The 18,400-nt window shown below is 44.0% G+C and carries 12 protein-coding genes; all 12 read right to left on the reverse strand.

From position 1 onward, the window contains the following. Positions 1–11 precede the first annotated feature (11 nt). Genes G596_RS20620 through G596_RS0102715 form a run of 12 tightly spaced genes read right to left on the reverse strand, consistent with a single transcriptional unit; the run spans position 12 to position 18,366 of the window. Positions 12–560 (reverse strand): GNAT family N-acetyltransferase, encoded by a 549-nt coding sequence (locus G596_RS20620; RefSeq protein ID WP_022760287.1) that lies wholly within the window; start codon positions 558–560, stop codon positions 12–14. Positions 561–564: 4 nt separating this feature from the next. After that, complete coding sequence (locus tag G596_RS0102665; RefSeq protein ID WP_022760288.1) at positions 565–2,430, reverse strand: hypothetical protein; 1,866 nt, start codon at positions 2,428–2,430, stop codon at positions 565–567. A 23-nt stretch (positions 2,431–2,453) separates the two neighbouring features. Beyond that, positions 2,454–3,590 (reverse strand): dTDP-4-amino-4,6-dideoxygalactose transaminase, encoded by a 1,137-nt coding sequence (gene rffA, locus G596_RS0102670; RefSeq protein ID WP_022760289.1) that lies wholly within the window; start codon positions 3,588–3,590, stop codon positions 2,454–2,456. Positions 3,591–3,624: 34 nt separating this feature from the next. Then, on the reverse strand, positions 3,625–4,086 hold the full coding sequence (locus G596_RS0102675) for a GtrA family protein (RefSeq protein ID WP_022760290.1): 462 nt from the start codon (positions 4,084–4,086) through the stop codon (positions 3,625–3,627). Positions 4,087–4,139: 53 nt separating this feature from the next. Beyond that, positions 4,140–5,900, reverse strand: a complete 1,761-nt coding sequence (locus G596_RS0102680) for a hypothetical protein (protein WP_022760291.1) — start codon at positions 5,898–5,900, stop codon at positions 4,140–4,142. 4 nt (positions 5,901–5,904) lie between these two features. Further along, positions 5,905–7,656: an ABC transporter ATP-binding protein gene (locus G596_RS0102685; protein ID WP_022760292.1), complete on the reverse strand. Its 1,752-nt coding sequence runs from the start codon at positions 7,654–7,656 to the stop codon at positions 5,905–5,907. Positions 7,657–7,667: 11 nt separating this feature from the next. After that, positions 7,668–8,801: a glycosyltransferase family 52 gene (locus G596_RS0102690; protein WP_022760293.1), complete on the reverse strand. Its 1,134-nt coding sequence runs from the start codon at positions 8,799–8,801 to the stop codon at positions 7,668–7,670. Positions 8,802–8,804: 3 nt separating this feature from the next. Next, a complete protein-coding gene (locus G596_RS0102695; RefSeq protein WP_022760294.1) occupies positions 8,805–9,884 on the reverse strand; it encodes a glycosyltransferase family 2 protein in 1,080 nt (359 codons plus the stop codon). Beyond that, the gene (locus G596_RS0102700; protein WP_022760295.1) at positions 9,881–11,098 is read right to left on the reverse strand and encodes a hypothetical protein; all 1,218 of its coding nucleotides are present in this window, start codon (positions 11,096–11,098) and stop codon (positions 9,881–9,883) included. The genes G596_RS0102695 and G596_RS0102700 overlap by 4 nt, the downstream gene beginning before the upstream one ends. Positions 11,099–11,147: 49 nt before the next feature. Beyond that, positions 11,148–12,155 carry a hypothetical protein gene (locus G596_RS0102705; protein WP_022760296.1) on the reverse strand — a complete coding sequence of 336 codons (1,008 nt, stop codon included), beginning with the start codon at positions 12,153–12,155 and terminating at the stop codon, positions 11,148–11,150. 11 nt (positions 12,156–12,166) lie between these two features. Continuing rightward, positions 12,167–15,844 carry a hypothetical protein gene (locus G596_RS0102710; protein WP_022760297.1) on the reverse strand — a complete coding sequence of 1,226 codons (3,678 nt, stop codon included), beginning with the start codon at positions 15,842–15,844 and terminating at the stop codon, positions 12,167–12,169. Next, positions 15,841–18,366, reverse strand: coding sequence for an MMPL family transporter (locus G596_RS0102715; protein WP_022760298.1), 2,526 nt, complete (start codon positions 18,364–18,366; stop codon positions 15,841–15,843). The genes G596_RS0102710 and G596_RS0102715 overlap by 4 nt, the downstream gene beginning before the upstream one ends. Positions 18,367–18,400 lie beyond the last annotated feature (34 nt).

Raw genomic sequence — 18,400 nt, forward strand, 5'->3', positions numbered from 1 at the left:
TTTACACCATTTCACAGTATCTTTTCCATCAGTATCATGTCCCCGGTCTCTCCATCGGAGCACAGCACCTTCGGCAGATCCTCTGTCTTCACAAAGCCTGCATGTTCATAGCTCTTAAGTGCAGAGATATTATCCGCAAAAACCCTAAGTATAAGCCTCTTCAGACCAAGCTTTGATGCTGCATACCTGCACATGAGCTCTGCCGCTTCATTACCATACCCATGACCTGTAGCATCATCCTCGCCGATGAAAATCCCGTACTCAGCGGTTTTCTCCTTCATATCTATGTCTCTTAAATATACGCTTCCCACCGGGTTATCTTCATTATCTCCAACGCCTCTGCCACCATCCGCAGCATCCTTTGGACAAATGATAAGCTGTACCACTTCTCCGGTCTCCACCTTGGTCTTCATCCAGTTGTTGTGAATCTCATCAGTAAAAACTTCTCTGTATATAAAATTGTTTCTAACCCTCGGATTGTTTCTCCACTTCACAACCATGGGCGTATCGTCATAGGTTATCTCCCGCAGATAAACCTTGTCACCTTCTATTACCTTCATACTCTTAGTTCACTTTCCAAATTATAAACTCCCCGGCGACTTCATCAACCTTCTCAGCACTGATCGTCCTACCTGCATCGGCGTAGTATTCCTTCATCCACTCAAGGTCCGTATCCTTATCCGTTATCACAAGAGCTTTATCATCAAAAATCGCATTCCCCATGTTCTCGCTAAGCCCAAAGGCACGAAGCTTTTCCTTCTCAATGGGGCTCTTGGATGCCCAGCCTCCCATCAGCGTAACATTGCTGACAGCATTGCTTTCTCCAAACATCTTCTGAGAATAGGTATACCCGGTATCCTCGTAGGCAACCGAAGTATAGACATCCATAAAATAAAAGTTATCACTGTGCATACCGCAGTAATCATAAAGCTCTTCGTAGGCTTTGTTATATTCTGCTCTACCCTCACACTCCGCCTCGGTTACGGCCAGAGACGGTCCCATAAACCTGAAACACATTGAAGCAAATGCCACAAGACAGAAGCCCGCAAAAATATGAAGAACCTCGGTCACATAGAGCCTTGGCATATCGCTCTCACTGTCCCTTTCGCGGATAGGTCCTGTCACGACTCTCCTTAGCATTTCTTCCACAAGCACCACAAGTACTGTAATTTCTATGAGATATAGTGAATGAGTTATCCTTATCGGATCCCTGCCTCTGACCAGAATATAAAGCCATATCAGGGTTCTTCCGGCAAATAACAGCGCAGGTCTCCAGGCTGCGAAAAGTAGCCTGCTCACGGTCTTTTTATGCCTTTTGCTCTCGTATAAAAGCAGCATGACATAGGTGACAAGATACATGATCCACGTCACTATATTCCAGGGAGAATCTGTCATAGGATATTCAAAACCCGCCGGTTTTGCCACACTTCTTAGTCTGTACAAATATGGTGAAATACATCCTGCCAGTCTGTAGAAAACAGATTTCTCATTATATAGCTTTTTCCCATAGGCGGCAATTTCCGCCATCTTTTCCGCATCTATGGCATCATCCAGGCCGAAATTGTAATTGACCAAAAGCTCATACTCACTTTCCTTAAGGCCGATGCTGTCATAGAAATCCTTGTTCTCATCATAAGAAGGTATCTGATAAAAATCGTACACCTCGGTTCTACTGTCAAAAAAAGAATTAAACTCTCTCCAATCTTTAGTGGAATATCCCGCAAAATGAAGGAGTTCACATATTATCATCCCCGCTGCAATTGCTATCACAGGCAGAGCATTTTTCTTTAAACCATTTTCCCTAAAAAATCCATCATCCTCAAATCTGTAAAAAATCACAAGAAGCACAAAAGGAAGCATCAAAAGTGACATCTCTGACCTTGTAAGAAATGCCAGTATGATAAAACCTGTCGCCGCTATATCCTTCCTCTCAAAGAATAAAACTGCTGCCGCACTGCACATCATTGCTACCACAAAGGTGTACTGAACAATAACAAAATGTCCTCCTACAACAGTAAGGAAAACGGCCATAACCACTAAAATGCATATTATGCGCATCGCTGTCGCCGCTATCTTCGGCGCCTTATGTCCGACCTTGTCTACAAGGATATCCGAAATAACTCCCGCGAAGGATCTGACAAGCACAAACAAGCTCACATATTGGCAAAACAAAAGATATATCCCGTAGCAGTCAATTTTCCCGAACACCTTGTAAACAAGGCTTATCAGGAAGCTTATCGGATAGAGCATCTGGATATTGTGTCCCTCAGGTGTACCCGTGAAAACTCCCGCGAGAATATCCTTCATCAGGACATCATCGTTTAAGTCAAACCAGTAAGAGTACAAAAGTCCCATAACAACTGCAAAAGCAATTGTTATGAGACCTGTAATTATAGAATTGGCTGATGGGAAGCTCTTTTTATTTTCCATGTCACTAATTTTCTACATTGCAATTATATAGCTTTGTAATACTCTTTTACTCGCATTACTACTTCATCAAGATCTTCGTTTGTAAGACTATAGTACATCGGCAGTCTAAGGAGTCTTAAGCTTTCCTTGGTCGTATACTTATCTTCGCCATGGAATCTGCTGTACTTAAGGCCGGCCGTGGATGTATGAAGCGGCACATAATGTGAAGCAGGAAGGATATCGTTGGACTTAAGGTACTTTATAAGTCCCTCTCTCTCCTCGAAATCCTTGCACTTTATATAGAACATGTGCGCGTTGTGCTTACATTCCTCCGGAACATAAGGAAGCTCTATTTTACCGGCATCCGAGAGATCGGCAAAAGCCTCCATGTATCTGTTATAGTGATCCATTCTCGCATCATTTATCTCATCTGCCATCTGAAGCTGTGCATAGAGATATGCCGCATTCATATCACTCGGAAGATAGGATGAACCGGGCTGAAGCCAGGTATATTTATCAACCTTTCCAAGCTGGTAAAGTGTTCTGTTGGTTCCCTTCTCCCTTATGATGATCGCATCGTTTACAAAAGTCTCATCGCGAAGAAGAAGCGCTCCGCCCTCTCCCATACTGTAATTCTTGGTCTCATGGAAGCTGTAATTTCCAAAATCACCTATCGCGCCAAGGGCTCTTCCCTTATATGTTGCCATAACGCCCTGCGCCGCATCCTCAATAACAAAAAGGTTATGACGCTTTGCGATGTCCATAATGGTGTCCATCTCACAGCCAACACCCGCATAATGAACAGGAACAATTGCCCTGGTCTTAGGTGTTATCGCTGCCTCAATCAGATTTTCATCAATATTCATCGTATCCGGTCTGATGTCGACGAATACCACCTTTGCTCCTCTAAGCACGAATGCGTTTGCTGTGGAAACAAAGGTGTAGGAGGGCATTATCACCTCATCCCCCTCCTTAATGCCCGCAAGAATCGCAGACATCTCAGTAGCGTGGGTACATGAAGTGGTCAAAAGGCACTTGTTTACACCTGTCTTCTTCTCAAACCACTCGTTATCCTTTTTGGTGTACTCACCGTCTCCGCAAATCTTCTGGTTTTCCACACATTCTTTTATGTATTCCATCTCCTTCCCGGTATAGGGAGGTACATTAAAATTAATTCTCATAATCTCTCACCGATCAGTTTCAAAGTTGTCTGAATCAATTGTCCTTTTGTTCAAGAAAAATCTTTCGTGTGATAAAGTTATATACCATTACTATGCCTGTAGCTCCGAACTTGAAGAACAGGTTCTTCGCAAAACTTTCGCTCATGATGCTCTGGAGCCATTTCCAGTGCATGTAGATAAGGTCAACACCTACGTAAAGGCAGAGCTCATTAAGTCCCATACCGATAATGCTGAGGATAAGGAAAATTGTAAACTCCTTTTTCCTACTCATATCGTCTCTGCGGACAAAAACAAATTTAAAGCTCAGAATATAGTTCACAACCACCGACACCGTAAAGCCGATAAGTCCCGAAACAAGATAATAATACGGGAAAACCGATGCGATACCTGTCTTAGTAAATACAAAGTTGGCTCCGAGATACAGAAAGTAATCCACAAAAAAGCAGAATACTCCGACAAGTCCAAACTTCATTATCTGTTGCAATAAATTGTTCATAATTCCTCCGTTTTAAAAAGCATCTTCGCGGAGAAATCTGTCTCCACTTTCACTCACCTCGCCGCATAAACTTCAAAGCGGTCACTTTCAAAGATTTTATTATACTTCAGGGTTTCAAGGAAGTCCAATAACATAGTGTATTTTTTGTCTGCCGTGACTTCTCCCTCAAAATTCGGGTTCACGATAACTACAGGAAGCTCCGTACTATCGCCCGTCTCAAACCCGGAAATAGCGTCTTCAAATTTTTGTATCGTATTCGAATCAAGATTTGGCCATGTACTGAAAATAGCCGGTTCCATGTCAAGGAGATACGAAAGCCCCGGGGCATTTCCGAACTGTAAAAGCTTTTTATCCCTAAGCCCCTCTTTGCTTAATAGACTACTTAGCTCCGCAAGGCTGTCAGCATTTTCAGGTGTCGTGTACATACCCGCTGCCTTGGGAAGCTCCTGCGTTCCAATAAGAGCGGATCTCTCCGTTCCGTCAGTCCCATCCACAAAGCTGTATTTATAATGAAAGATCGTGCTCTGGAAAAATATCAGAACAAGAATCGCCATATACATAGCCTTCCAGGTAAAGTGCAGTTCCTTTGCACCTGCTGCCTGTCTCACTCTTCTGAACATCCACATGATAAATGGCGCAACAATGAAGAGATTGTTAAGAAGCGGGTAGGTATAGTTATTGCTTCCAAGTGGTGTAATTATCATAATCAAAAGGCACGCAAGGCAAAGGCTTCTCTCCGATGCCTGTCCGCGAAGGACCCTGGTAACACCGAGAGCAAAGAAGCAGATGCCGCATATCAGGAACATCATCGCCGGTTCAAACATCGAGTCATAGTAAAAATAACTCCTGGTAAATACGCTCTCCTGATAGTAGTAATAGAGCAGCATAAAAATGCCGGCAATATATAATATTCTCTTAATCCAGTAAAATCTTCCGGGCTTCATAAAAAACATGATTGAGCCCACGATCATGCAGGGTATCATGATTACCATATGCTTAAAGCTTGTATACCATGCCGCTAAGATTGCTCCTGCCATTCCTCCTGCCGAATAATCCGTTGCTTCGGCGGACATTGAAAACAGCGAGGAAATCATTTCGGGATAAGCTCCAAATCCGTAGGTAATACTGATTGCAATAAAAGGAATGATAAAACCTATCAAATATCCCGCAATGCAAAGTCCGGTTTTTCTCATAATTTCCTTGAAGCTATTTTTATGGATACCCTCGTAGTACCACAATATAAGTATCATTGCCGCTTCGACAATATTGGGAAATCTCACCATCACGGAGATTCCAAAGAAGAAACCGGCCAATACAAATTTCCATTTTGTGACCTGATAATCGGTCATGGCATGCATCAAAAGAAGCGTGCCTGTGGTGAAGCAAAAATATGTCAGATAATTATAAAGAATTACTCTGGGACACCAGCAAAGATTTATGGCGATTATTTCACCGATGAACATCATCCAGCCGGGCATCCATCGCTGAAGCAGATAATACGCCACGATTGCAGTCGCACTGATCACAAAGGAGCAGTAAATGTTCATCCCCAGCATAGTTTTTCCGCCGGGAAGCGCCATAAATAATCTGCCCACCATATTGGGAATGTATGTCGCAATGATCCACATGGGATCAAGGTTTCCCGTATACTCGTAATTCCCAAGGCTGTAGGTTGTGTCGGTTATATCAACCCCCTGCGCCACTCCGATAAGAGGGTACAGAAGCAGAATTATAGGAAAAACCCACTTTTCGAGCGGTTCCTGATATTTTTTAAGTCTGAATATTTTTTCTCTGACTGCGCTCAGTGTAAGCATACCCTCACCTCTGTTGTGTTACCTTCTGGCTGTCAACCCTGTATACCATGTCGCACTTCTCGATGGTCTGAAGTCTGTGCGCAATTATTACAAGTGTCTTTTTTCCGTGCAATCTGTTTATGGAATCCATAATCGCTGCCTCGGTCTCATTATCAAGCGCACTGGTCGCCTCATCGAGAACCAGAACCTCGGGATCCTCAAAGAGCGCTCTTGCGATACCGATACGCTGTCTCTGTCCGCCGGAAAGCCTGATACCTCTCTCACCGATAGTGGTATCAAGTCCGTCGGGAAGGCCTCTGACATATTCATCAAGCTGAGCCTCCTTAAGAGCTGCCCAGACCTTGTTATCATCTATATCCTCATCCGGAATACCAAAGGCAACATTTTTCCTTATGGTTGAATCCAGCATGAAAATTGTCTGCGGAATGTAACCTATATTCTTAAGCCACTCCGGATAATGTTCTCTTATCTCAACGCCATCAGCCAAAATCTCACCGGTCTCGATTTTTAATAATCCCAGCATGATATCAACGATTGTTGTCTTACCGGCACCTGAGGTTCCGACAATACCGATTGACTTTCCAACCGGAATGCTCATGTCTGCATTTTTCAGGACATAAGCCTCGGAATTCGGATAGTGGTAGGTAATGTTTTTAAGCTCTATACTCTTATGAACAGGAAGCTTTTCAACCTGCTTCATCACCCTGTAATCCTCAGCTTTATAAGAAACAGAACCGTCGTTGATCTCCTCCTGGAGGTTATCACTTACGTTCATGAAAAACGGCTCAAAATAAGCTATCGAAGTGAGGTAGTTGTTGATTCTGTTTGCACTGGGAAGGAGTCTTGCCGCAGCTGCACCAACAACGGTGATTGTTCCCACCATGTCATTAAGATCCTTACCGTACGCAATCATAACCAGCATATATCCGATCATTCCGGCTATTCCGATAGTCTCTATAAGAAGTCTTGGCGTTGAATTATAAAGATTGTACTTCTGAACTGCATTCACATAACCGGCACCACAATCTGCATAGCCGTTTATGAAATAATTCTCTTTGTTGGCAATCTTTATTTCCTTGATTCCCATAACAGACTCTTCAATCCACTTAAATAGTCCGCTGTAGTAGTCCTGGTTATCCTGACCGGCCTTAACCATGATTGGCTTGATAATATATTTGATAACCAAAAGAACCGTAACAAGTAATACTGAAATAAACAGTGTCAACTTGAAATCCTTAATAAGCAACATGATAACAAGACATGTAAACACTATTACTTCAGAAATAAGCTGAAGACAACTCAAAATAAGACCATACATATTGTTAACATCAGAGGTTATATTTCTCTGAATTATTGATGTATCAGCATTTAAATAATACTCATAGGGTCTTTGCATGAAGTTGATCATCATTCGCCTTGAAGTAGCAAACTGATTTGTATATACAAACCGAAGCTGTATAACATTTATGATAAAAAGCACTATATTCTTAACTATAAATATCAATATAATGGACAGGAATATCAATATCGCAAACTGCTCTACGCTGCTACATCCAAGGAAATTGTAAGCAGCATAAAGATTTTTGTGTTCCGGTAAATTATCCTTCTCTAAAATCGTCTGCATAGCCGGTATCAGCATTGCAATTCCAAGTGTCTCAAGAATACCGCCCAAAAGCATCATCAGTACAATGAGCACCATCTGCTTTTTCTGACGGCCATCCAATAAGACCATCATCTTGTTATAAATCTTTTTCATGTTTCTCCTATTTAGTCATCAATTATCTGTTCGTTTAGTCGGTGGATCTCAGGGGCTTCGTATTTGTCCATGAAATCATCGCCGAGGAAAAGTTTTTCGTCGACGAATTTAATAGAATCCACAACTGTATAAACAGATACTAGTTTATCAAATTTCAAGCCATCGATAAAGTTTAACATCTCCATCGGGAAGGTGCCTGCAAGGAGGATTACCTCCGGGAACTTTGTCTTGTAGTCAAGATAGTCGCGGGGATGTTGCTTAATCATCACTATGGCATCCTTGCCGTTAACGGTGCCGTAATCTCTGACCAGGTCTTTAAAGAGTCTTTCTCTTGTTTCCAGGTCGCAGAGAGGCTCCGATAATATCAATACCCTCGGCTTGTCCGCGCCTTCCTCAAGCTGCTTTTTGAGCTCATCCATATTTTCAACAAAGAGCTTAAGCATAAGGTCCTTATCGGACTGTGTGAGTTCCTGAACCAGCGGCTCGCGCGGAACTTCAATGTATTTAGGACAGGGGTAGTCGAGAATAGAGATATCGTTGACCTCCATGTCTATGCAGTATCTGCCCCATCCGTTTTGAATGAAGATGAGTCCGGTTGAAGCAAGCCACGCCTTGAACTTAAAATGTCCGTTGTTGTCGTAGCGCGCCTGATCACCGTATTTTATGCAGTTAAGTCCGTCCTCAAGGGCATGATATCTGATCCTCTTGTAGTTGAGATAATAGCCGATCGGATCGGAGTCGCAGAACACATAGATGTCCTTGTACTTTGTGAAATCCACAGGGACATACTTCTCCTGCAGCTGCGCAAATCTCTTACAGAATTTTATTCTGTTTATCATGTTCTTCGGAAGGCTTCCGGTATTAGTGCGAAGCGGTGCAAGCTCAGGGAAAAATGTATCAACTTTTTCGTCGTACTCGATGACCTCTTCAAAAAGTCCGCAGTCTCTGGCTCTGTCCACCATGCTTCCAAACTTGTTGCTCATCTTGGAGAGCACAAGCGTGGCGCGTCCCGCCATCTCGCTTCCCGCGCCGGCTTTGGAAGCTCCGATTATAGCTCCCGAAAACTGATGTAATATATGAAATTCCTTAAGGCATGCCACATACACATGATAAAAAGTGTGGCATACATATATTCTCTCGTGCAATTTTTATCTCTTCTTTCTCAAATTCCTGTAAAACCACAACAGCCTGTAATAAGCATAAAACAGCAGATGCGACTTCATCTGCATGCCGATCAGCTTCTTTTCCTCTGCGTGGATTCTCTCCAGATAATAGGGGTTATTCTGAAAACCAGGAAAAGCCTCCTTCATCTCTAGCCCCATCTTCTTAGTAAAGTCATAACACCCCTCGATGTGCTGTTCCTTCGGCATGGCTGAAAACAGTGTGTTCACATAAAACAGCACTGTGTACATAAATTCTATCTCGGGTTTGTACTTCTCAAGATATCCGTTCTCCTTAGCCTCAGCAAGTATCTGTCTTCCGGCTGTCATCCTGTCCTCAAGATTTTTCTTAGAGACTGTATGAACAGTTGAGGCGTCATGCTGAAAATAGAAATAGAGCGGCTCCTCAATATATTCGAAATGCTTTACGCGAAGCATCCATGTATTGCTGACAGCATTATCCTCGTAGAAAATATCCTCGGGAAAGACGTAGGCCTTTGTCAGCGTACTTCCGTTCTCGGTAACGGAAACCGGCTTTGTATCTCCCATAACAATATTTCTTTTGTAAATCTTCACCACCAGACTTCCGGTGTCCAGAAGGAGCTTCTTATACTTCTCCTCATCCATCACGCCTGTCTGCTCTGCATTATTGTTGTGAACAATCTGACCGGGAGTGAAGGTATAACAATCCACAAGGCTGTAGTCGCAGCCCACCATGTCTGCGCCGGTTTCATCCGCTTTCTTAAGAAGCCTCTCATAATAATCCGGAACCACCCAGTCATCCGCATCGATAAAGCCAAGCCACTCACCCTTGGCAATTCCAAGTCCTATGTTCTTGGCTCCGCCCTGGTGATGGTTGACCGGACTGTGAATTGCCACAAATCTTCCGGGATAGCGCTTCTCATAATCCTGCATCAGCTCAAAGGAATTATCCGTCGAGCAGTCGTCAACCGCAATTATCTCAATCTCCCCGTCAGGCAGGGTCTGCCCCACAAGTGAATCCAGACAGTGTTTCAATTTATCCTCTCCCGCCATATTGTAAACGGGCACAATTACGCTAAGTCTCATAACCTGGAGAGCTCCTCCCCAAGTACCGCCGCTATCTGCTCCATATCAAAACGGTTATAACGCTGATCTATCCAGAAAGCGAGCATGTTATCCGAAAAATGAGCCGAGGTTTCGCAAGCTTTTGCCGCATCCGGAAGGATCGGCCAAAGTACCGGCGCATAGACACCTTTTTCCGCAAGCATTCTCTCAAAACCATCGCGGGTAATATTCTTGCCCGCTTCCGTGATAGCACTCCTTCTCATAAAATCAATATCAAGCACAATGGGAAGCATAAACGGAGTGTATTTATACTCTCCCTCATAAACCTCCGGAATCTCCGGAAGAAGACTGAATGCTTTCCCACAAAGAGGCAGCTCCGACAACAATTTATACAGATTCCTATAATTGGCCCTTCTTCTGTCGCTCATTTTGCAGGTATCAAAATCGCTCAAAAGTTCTGCGCTCACATCCGACATATGATAGGGATCAAGTCCGTCACTAAGGCTGTCCTCAGCGTCCGAGAGAAGCTTTCTGAAATGCACCTTAAGCTCCGGATCTCCTTTTTCAAGATATTCACTCTTCTCAGTGAGAGCCTCAAGCCTGAGCGCGGTAAAATCTGTCTCTCCGGTAAGAGCCCCCATCAGAAATTCACTTTTACTAACCGCAAAGGCTCCGTCCGGAACTCCAAGCCATTTGCGTATGCTTCCCACCTGATAATCCGGGATAGCATTCTTTGTTAAATAGGCTTTATCATCAAACAGAATATGCGTGACGTCCTCAATTATCACAGCATCACTGCATCTCTCTCTGATGCTCTTTGCAATATCCGCAGTATCTGATACTCCGAAATAATTCATTATAAGAATAACCGGCTTAAAAGAGCCTACGCCCTTTTCCTTTTCAAACTTAGAAAAAAGGTCCTCTGCATCTATACTGAGATCTTCCTTAACCTTGTAATACACAAGCTTAAATCCGCGCACTTCAAAAGGAAGTACCATCGAATCGCATGCAAGTGCCGGCAAAAACGCCGTAAGCGCTCCTTCTTCCCTGGGATTTATGCCATCATCCTGAAAACGGGCGATAATATCGTCTGCCACAAAGCCGATAGCATCCCTTCCGCATCGCAGAAACTCTATATAGCGTCCCGCCTTTTCGGCAACTTCTGAAAGTTCAAAGGTCAAATCCTTTCGCTCTGTAGTTTTTTCTAAATTGAACTCGCTTCCGATTTCGTACATTTTCACTCCCCGATTTCTAAATAATTACTGCCGCCGATTCATCAAAAGATCACTGGTAACTTCCGTGGTAATAGGTCTGTCTTACTTTTCCGTTTTTATATTCCCACACATAGCCTATTCCCGTTGAGCTGAGGGCCGTCGGTCCCTGTCTCAGCCCCTCAACATAAATATAATACGTACCTGATTTCTTAAATCTGCTGCCCTTGAATCTTTTTATGGTTTTCTGACTCTTCTTTTTTGATGCATGCCCAACCAGGGTATATCCCTTGTCTCGATTCTTCGACACATAGATATTATAACCTTCATTGGCATATTTCACGCGGTCCCATTTGATATTAAGTGATCCGCCCGCAATTTTGACAGCAAAATCATTCCCATAATTATATGACTTTATCATGGGCTGTGCAAAGAGATATATCCTGTCGGACCATTCACTCTCGTAGGTCTTTCCTCCCACAAGGGTCACGGACCTTACCTTGAACGAATAGCACTTGTTGTTATCGATCCTTCTGCTGAAAGAATTCTTAAAGGAAACTCCCTCTCTTATGCGCCTTCCGAACCTGTCCATGAAAACATATTTGAAAGTCGCAGCCGTCTGCTTATCCCAGGTGACATATACGATCTTCTTGTTCGAATACCACTTTGCCTGGGTGAGCCCCGTCACCTTCCCGGGAATAGTTTTCATTATCGCCGTGCCTACGGTTTCTTCCTTATCCCCCTTGGAATCCGTATACAGACACCTTAACGCAACATAATAAATTGTTCCGGGTTTCAGACTGTTAAAAGTATAGCTGATTTCAGTATCTCCAAGAACCACTCCATGCTTTTTTGCTGCCTCCTCAGCTTCACTTTTACTCTCAGCAATCGCCGGATAGTACTCCTTTGCTCCCGGAACCTTGACCCAGTGCATGGTCACGCTGTCGGTAGAATACATCGTCTGCGTGATCACCGTAGAAGCTGCACTTACAGGAAAATTGTTTGCAAAGACAATGGAGAACATTGCCAGCACATTCGCGGTCATTATGAAAAACAGCCTTTTAAAATTGTACCTTTTCATGTCAGCTCTCCTTATCTTCTTCTATTTCTTCCTTTTCTGTTCTTTCTTCTTTTATTCTTGGATGATGAAGAACTTGCCCCGCCGTTTTCTTTTCGTGGTTCTTCCGTTTTCACCGGTTCTCCCTCTTCTGCCTCTTCCTTCAGAAGCTTGTTGACCTCGGGCTTTTTCTCCTCTTTTTCTTTCTTCTCCTTACCCTTCTTACCGACAATTCTCTTCATGATCAAATTGAAAATGAAGGCTGCCAGAACTATCAGGACAATGAATATCGCCAGTTTCAGGATTTTCTTTATCAGTGTATTGGTATCAACTATAGCATAAACAGCTTCCTCACCGTCCATGTCCACTTCGACATAACTTCCGATCTTTTTGGAAGAAGTATCCTTCCACTTTCCATCCTTATAAATCTTTACTATAGGATTCTTGTAAGGACTGTAAAGTCTGATCTTCCTGTCTGCAGATTGAATATAGGAACCCTCATGAACATTGATCCGATATACCACCGCTTCTCTCTCGGTGAGTGGCATCTCGGTATTATATGAAGGCTCGTCGACAACCTGTGCATCGATATAAGCATCATCCCCGTAGCTTCCGCCAAGAATCGCTATCGGCTTTCCGGATTCATCATCCTTTCCTTCACTCTCGATTGCTTTGTTTGTGGCAACATATTCACCTGTTAAAATATAGGTTCCTTCCATGACCAGATCGGATACATCCGGCCATTTTACATAGTAACCTTCCCTAAGCTCTTCCTCAGGGAACTCAAGATTGGCAAGGCTCTCTCCATAAGCAAGCTCCTGCTCACCGATTCTTATACCTTCTACCTCAAATATAACCTTAAGATGTCTGAAAGCATCACCTATTCCGTCCTTTTCTAAAAATTTCTTGTACTCCACAGGCTGCGCAATAGCTTCAAAGTTTATGTCATCAATTCCACCGACCTTGTTCTCGACAAAATAGTTGCCGCTGATATTATCAAGCTTTGCCTTCCTTGTTTCGGAGTCGGAATTAACTATTCCTGCTATTGAACCGAATCTTTCACTCGGCTCCTCGTGCCATGTCGCCATGGCATTACAGCCCGTTATGGTCGTTCCGTAGCCGGTTATTCCGCCCACATACTTATTGCCTTCAAGGAGGCATAGAGAATCACAGTCCCGAATAATGGACATTGACTGCCCTGCAATTCCGCCCGTATAACTTCCTTCCGTACTTCTGGCGTAGCCGATACCCTCGCAGTTTGACACAATTCCCTGCGCCATGTATCCGACGATAAGTCCCGCCCCGTCCTTCTTTGACTCAACCGTTGCATCATTCGTGCACTCGAAGATAATGTTCTTAAGAGTATATTTACTTCCTCTTCCGATATTCAGATTGCCGGCTGCATTCTCCTCGGGATCCTCCTCGTCAATTGCCATGGAGCCCGCAATTCCGCCTATATCAATGTCTCCCTTGACCGTGCCCTTATTCTTGGAACTGTCAACACGGCCTGTTCTCGCCTGCTGTATATCTTCATCCGATACATCAGTAAAAACAGACGCATCATCGTTATAGATGATATCCAGTCTGTCAGACAGAATATGGTAGATTTCGTTAACCTGATCGTTTACCGCTGCCAGGTTGGCATTGAGCGTGTGGGAAGTGGACTTCCCATCCTGGTTTATATTTTCTATAGAACCCGATATTCCTCGCAGATTCGCATGCAGTGAATCAAGGCTTGCATCCCAGTCGCTTCCAAGTCCCGAAAGTCTCAGCTTTTCCTGAGAATTCAGATAATCAATAATACTTCTGGTGCAGTTTGTTGCTTCACGAAGCTCGCTTTCCGCATCCTGCAGCGCATGAATCGCATTCTCGGTTTCTCCGATAACAGCGTCCGTAGCAGAGCTCGCGTAGGGTTTATAGGTCTCAAGAATAGTGGACGCTCCGCCAAACATTCCGGATACGTTGCTTCCCGTCTCGGATGCAAGCTGCTGAAGCTCGGCAAGATAAGCATTCAGCTGCGCCTGCTCTTCAGCTGTCAGCTTCCTCAGCTTTCTGTTTCCGTTTTCATCATAGACATAATTACCGTTCGCATCAGTCTCATACATTAAACGGTTAATGGCTTCCGACAGACTCTCCATCCTCTGAGTCTTCTCGTTAGTGTTGGCCATTTTGTCATAGATATCTCTTTCACTGCTCTCGATCGCATCTCTGTCTTCATCCGAAAGCTCGCCCTCGACGTTGATGTTCTCGATAGCTCTGGCTAGCGCATTATTAAAGTAATACATCTTATCCGACGCACTTGACATATGATCAAGTACCCCGGGGATATTCTGCATAACATATTCAAAGCGCTCAATTACAGCATTAACAACACGGACATTGGCATTTACAGAGGTTGTCAGTTCTCCCGTAAGTGCGCGGCCGTCATCCACAACTCCGTTCGCGTAGCCGGTCAGATCAGTGACATCAGAGGAAATGACATCCACATCTCCGTCCATATCCGTGAGAGTTTTATTAACAAGGTCGTGAAGCTTATCAGCTGCTTCAGGAAGTGTCTGGATATCCTCCGGCTCAAGGTAAGGTTCCATCTGACCGACGATTCCGCCGATATCCTTTCTTCCGTAGATAATTCCCATGTTTTCACAGTAGGACACGATGCCCATCTGTCTTCCGACAATTCCGCCTACATTGTAGCCAACATGCTCATAGCCGATGTTTCCTTTATTCTTACACCTTGCGATATTTCCTTTTGAGTAGCCGGCAATTCCTCCGGTATCAATACCTGAGCGAATTTTCGTCTCATCACTGCTGTCTGAGGAAATGGACTGGATTATACTCTCGCCCTTCTCATCATCCTTTACAACCCACTCAGCGTTATCATTTATACTTCCGTTATTGACGGATTCCGATACTATTCCGTAATTTTTGCCGGTGATTCCTCCTGTGTAGTAATACCCCGATACATGAGCATCATTTGTACACCCGCTTATAAGACCGGTGTTTTCATTGATGGCTGCTATTGCGCCAACTGTATTATTGCCCTCCAGAATTCCGTTGTAAGTGCAGTTTTTGATAATGCCGAGATTCATTCCGCAGATTCCGCCGGTAAATTTCAGCTCATCCTTCATTCTGACTTCACCGGATACATTCAGATTCTGCACTATACCGTTTATTCCTATATATCTGAAAACTCCCGTAATATAGGGATCTTCGGCATTACTGTATCCTTTTATCTCATGACCTTCGCCATTGAAGATTCCGTTAAAAAACGGGATCATCTCAAAATCGGAGCCGGTAAGATCAATATCTGTCTTAAGGCTGACTGTCTTATCAAGAGACCATGCATCGCTCTTACAATTCTTTGAAAACTCAAGGAAATCCTCAAGACTTTCAATGGAAATACTCTTATAAACAATTTCCACCGGTTCATCTTCACCGGCAGCCGCATCTCCGGATGTGACTTCAGAGCCTTGGCGAAGCCTTATCTGATACGCCTCCTCATCGGCAAGCTCATCGCTGCTTTCCTTCTCGCTCTTTTCAAGCATGGAAGTAGTGGCTTCACTTTTAACCCTGTTTCGAAGCCCCTCTATCAGCTCATTTTCAAGTTCATTTATTGCACTTGCATCTATGTGCGATGTGCCTGCAAAAACAGCAAACGCCAGTACAGATGCAGCCAGTTTTTTCAGAATGAGTCCGGAATTTTTCTTTTTCATGCGTTCTCCTCCTCATTCACAGCGTCTCTGCCCTCAAGAAGCTTTTCGAGGTCCTCCGCGGTAATCCTGGTCGCATCAAGTCTCTCAAGATTACCACTCTGGATGAAGGCTCTCACATCGCCTCTTACAACGGCATGCATCTCACCTATAACCGTTCCGTTGATCTGTCCCTCTATTATGCCGTCAACTCGCATAAGGCCGGTATCGCGCTCCATGGTAAGAGGCAGCGTAACAGCGAATGAAGTTTTGTCTATAATACTTGCTCCTATAAGAAGTATCTGGGGCAGTACGAACATTACCAGAATAATGGATATGACCGTTCCCCGTCCGAGGCACTGTCCGATGCCGCATATAGCGCCATCCGAAGTCAGCTGTCCGATTGCAAAGCCTGCAAGCGCCAGCATTGATCCCGAAGTAATAATTGTAGGGAACGCGAAGTTCATAGTCTCAATTATCGCATCCTTATGGGACATCTTATCCTTGAGTTCCATAAATCTTCCGGAAATAACAATCGCGTAGTCGATATTTGCACCCATCTGAATTGAGCTGACAATCAGGTAGGTCATGAAGAAAATATTGTTGTTTTCAATGGTCGGGAACGCAAAGTTGATCCAGATAGCTCCCTCGATTACCAGGATAAGGAGCACCGGCATACCCGCTGACTTAAAGGTAAACAGAAGGACTACCAGAACCGCCAGAATTGATATAACGGTAACCACGGTATTATCCACCGAGAAGGTCTTCTGAAGGTCAAACTGGCTGGTGGCTTCACCGATTACCAGAATTTGACCCTCATAAAAATTGTTCGCCATGGTGTGCATCGAATTAAGGAAATTAAAGGTTTCCTCGCCCTCCTGGGGGAGATTTAAATACACAAGAATTCTGCTGTAGTTTTCACCCTGCAGCTGTTTTTTGACGATATTCATCTGCTCATAAGCATCATCAAGCTTTTCCTGCATGCTCTCATCCAGCGTTACATATCCCTCATCCACCTCATCGTGGAGGAACATAATCATATCAATAAGAGGAACTCTGTAGGTTGATAGTCCGTTCACAAGCTTTGCGTAATTCTTGTCGTTTACCGCATAGGCCATGTAAAGAAGCTCTGCCACCTCATAGTCAAGCTCCAAAAGTTCGGAAAACTCTCTCACTGTCAGCTTATCCGCAAGGCAGTAACCACCCATAGCTTCGATGTTGGCAAGGCCCTGCGCGGACTTTACCTCCTCACACTTGAGATAGGTCTGAATCAATCTCTTTTCCTTATCATAATTGCCTGCGGGAACCACCACCGCAACCACATTTGAGTCCCCAAAGGTATCGCTTATGAGTTCGCTCGCTATCTGTGTTTCATTCTTAATGGGTGTCTCGACCTTGGAATAGCCATAGACAAACGGACATTTATTCTGAACGATAAATGCCCCTATGATAAGCACCAGGAAAATCGGCGGCACTATAAATCTTGTAAAGAAATCGAATTTTCCAACGAATGGAATCTTGGGAACAAAGCTCTTGTGCCTTGTCTTATCCATAAGCGATCCGAATATCATGATAAGACCGGGCATAAGAAGGAATACTGCAACAAGGCTTAGAACAATAGCCTTGATAAGGCATATAGCCATATCGCGCCCAATGCCGAACTGCATGAACATCATGGCAACAAGACCGCCAATGGTGGTTAGGGAACTTGAGGAAATCTCAGGAATTGCTTTACTGAGGGCTATGATATCCGCTTCTCTGATAGGCAGATTTTCATGCTCCTCTTTATATCTGTTACAGAAAATAACCGCATAATCGATTGAAAGCGCAAGCTGAAGTACGATTGTAACGGAATCGGATACAAAGGAAATTGTCCCCAGAATGAAATTAGTACCGGCTGACATTACGGCCGCAGCTCCAAAGGTAAGAAGCAGCACCGGTATCTCCGCATAGGTCTGCGAAGTAAGAACCAGAACCACAAGCACAATAACCACAACCAGTGCACTTACGGTTTTCATCTCCTTGGCGATGGTCTCTGCAGAGGCGTTACCCATTGTGGTCGACACAAAAATATCGTAGGAAGAGAGCATCTCTTTTATCTCTTCGAGTCCCTGAAGCGCCCTTTCATCCTTCTCTTCGTACTTAAAAGTAACGTCAAAGAGCGCGGAAAAATTGTTGTAATGATCCGGAGTCTCGTCAAACTGAAGCATCGAGACGTCACCGCGGGCACGAATATCCTCTGCCAGTTTTTCAGCGTCCTCATAGACAATATTGGACACCATAATCTTGGCAGATCCGTAGGTTGTAAACTCTTTTTCCATGAGATCTAGACCGATACTGGTCTCAAAGGAGTCGGGAAGATAAGCCGAGAGCGCATTCTCGACCTTTACCATCCCCGACGCGATAGCACAGAAAATCAGAACAATTCCGAATATCAAAAAGAAAAGGTTACGTCTGTCTACGATAAAGGTCGCAACCTTGATCATGACATTGTCATCTTCCTTCTGAACAGAAGCCTTAGAACGAACTTCTCCGTGTTCAGCCATATTCAATTCCCCCTCAAAGCTTTTACATACAACA

It is taken from the genome of Butyrivibrio sp. AD3002, from assembly GCF_000420905.1.
Classification (GTDB): domain Bacteria; phylum Bacillota; class Clostridia; order Lachnospirales; family Lachnospiraceae; genus Butyrivibrio.

What these genes read in the sequence shown, in the direction of transcription:
- G596_RS20620 (WP_022760287.1), bottom strand. Translation starts at nt 560, where the DNA reads ATGAAGGTAATAGAAGGTGACAAGGTTTATCTGCGGGAGATAACCTAT.
- G596_RS0102665 (WP_022760288.1), bottom strand. Translation starts at nt 2,430, where the DNA reads ATGGAAAATAAAAAGAGCTTCCCATCAGCCAATTCTATAATTACAGGT.
- rffA (WP_022760289.1), bottom strand. Translation starts at nt 3,590, where the DNA reads ATGAGAATTAATTTTAATGTACCTCCCTATACCGGGAAGGAGATGGAA.
- G596_RS0102675 (WP_022760290.1), bottom strand. Translation starts at nt 4,086, where the DNA reads ATGAACAATTTATTGCAACAGATAATGAAGTTTGGACTTGTCGGAGTA.
- G596_RS0102680 (WP_022760291.1), bottom strand. Translation starts at nt 5,900, where the DNA reads ATGCTTACACTGAGCGCAGTCAGAGAAAAAATATTCAGACTTAAAAAA.
- G596_RS0102685 (WP_022760292.1), bottom strand. Translation starts at nt 7,656, where the DNA reads ATGAAAAAGATTTATAACAAGATGATGGTCTTATTGGATGGCCGTCAG.
- G596_RS0102695 (WP_022760294.1), bottom strand. Translation starts at nt 9,884, where the DNA reads ATGAGACTTAGCGTAATTGTGCCCGTTTACAATATGGCGGGAGAGGAT.
- G596_RS0102700 (WP_022760295.1), bottom strand. Translation starts at nt 11,098, where the DNA reads ATGTACGAAATCGGAAGCGAGTTCAATTTAGAAAAAACTACAGAGCGA.
- G596_RS0102705 (WP_022760296.1), bottom strand. Translation starts at nt 12,155, where the DNA reads ATGAAAAGGTACAATTTTAAAAGGCTGTTTTTCATAATGACCGCGAAT.
- G596_RS0102710 (WP_022760297.1), bottom strand. Translation starts at nt 15,844, where the DNA reads ATGAAAAAGAAAAATTCCGGACTCATTCTGAAAAAACTGGCTGCATCT.
- G596_RS0102715 (WP_022760298.1), bottom strand. Translation starts at nt 18,366, where the DNA reads ATGGCTGAACACGGAGAAGTTCGTTCTAAGGCTTCTGTTCAGAAGGAA.